The organism is Vibrio sp. Vb1026 (assembly GCF_033338745.1).
In the GTDB taxonomy this organism is placed as follows: Bacteria; Pseudomonadota; Gammaproteobacteria; order Enterobacterales; family Vibrionaceae; genus Vibrio; species Vibrio alginolyticus.
Map to the genome: position 1 here is coordinate 1 of NZ_JAWOTH010000123.1, position 1,243 is coordinate 1,243.

1 protein-coding gene and 1 pseudogene are annotated in these 1,243 nt (G+C 45.9%); both read right to left on the bottom strand.

Annotated elements, in window-relative coordinates:
- Nucleotides 1-772: multiheme c-type cytochrome (locus R7E47_RS24660; RefSeq protein WP_318085379.1), on the bottom strand; the 772-nt coding region annotated here is incomplete at its 3' end.
- Between the two features lie 159 nt (nucleotides 773-931).
- Nucleotides 932-1,243, bottom strand: a pseudogene (locus tag R7E47_RS24665) (arylsulfatase); the annotation flags it as partial.

A 1,243-nucleotide genomic window follows, 5' to 3' on the forward strand; every position in this document is an offset into this window, starting at 1 on the left:
TTTCTTTGTCGACCAACTCTTTGCATGCGGCTGCAAGATCGCGAGAAAAAGCATAATGATTCGCGGTGGGAATTGGCATTCCATTTTGCTTGGCCTGTTTCGCCATTTCCACGTGCAGACTTGCCGGGCCATGACACGCTTCGCAGCTGACGTTGATTTCCGACCACGTTGTTTGATAAGTATTGCTTTGCGCGTCGTAGTTTTTCTTCAAGTTGGTTGAGTGGCAATCAGCGCACATGAAGTTCCAGTTTTGCCCTGTATTGGCCCAGTAAAACTCATCGGTTGTGGTCGTGTCTGGATATAAATGAAACCAACGTTGCCCGCCTTGTTCCACACTTCTCGAATCCCAAGCAAAAGGAATCAGTTGTATGCGTCCATCATCAAATTCCACCATGTACTGTTGTAATGGCACCCAACCAAACGTATAGCTGATTTTGTAATCGTGCCACTGTCCATCTGGCCCTTGGATGTTGACCCAATATTCATCGCCTTTGCGAAAAAAACGGTTTGCCTTGCCCTGATGTTCAACGGCTTGATTGTCGAAGTTACCCAGTACGGATTCTGAATCAGCATGGCGCATCGCCATATCATGGTGCGAGCCTTGCCACGCTTCCACTTCGACTTGGTGACAATCGATGCACGTTTCATTACCAATAAACTGAGCTTGGACAACTTCTGGTGGAGTTTGGGCGTTTTGCTGCCCAAACAGAGAAAAACTGACGAGCATAGCAAGGCTCACTATTGCCTGCTTCCAACTTGCCCACTGAGTCATAACGATCCTTGTTATTCTAATTTTGTTCTTCATCAACTGTAGGATGACTTTTTCTTTTTGGACAAGTAATTACATGAGTTTTAAGAAAAACTTAAACGGTGCGCAAAAAAAGAGGCTCCTCAGAGCCTCTCGATTTGGAGTTTTGATCGTGCAACAAACCTACTTATTCGGGTTCTCTTGCAGTTTCTCCATCACTTGATCAAGCGAGAAACTTGCGGCTTTTTGCCTTGGCGGGAACTCTTTGAAGGTTTCTAGGAATCGACCAACATACGTTTGTGCTGGTACCAACATGTAGGCGCGATCAAGCATCCAATCGTAGTACGTGTTGGAGGTAACATCCGCAACTTCATAAGGGTCCATGCGCAAGTTGAAGATCTTCGGCACACGTAATTTGGTGAATGGTTCAGCCCAAATACGCAACGTACCTTTTGCACGTTGTTCCATGAAGACCAATTTCCACTTGTTGTAACG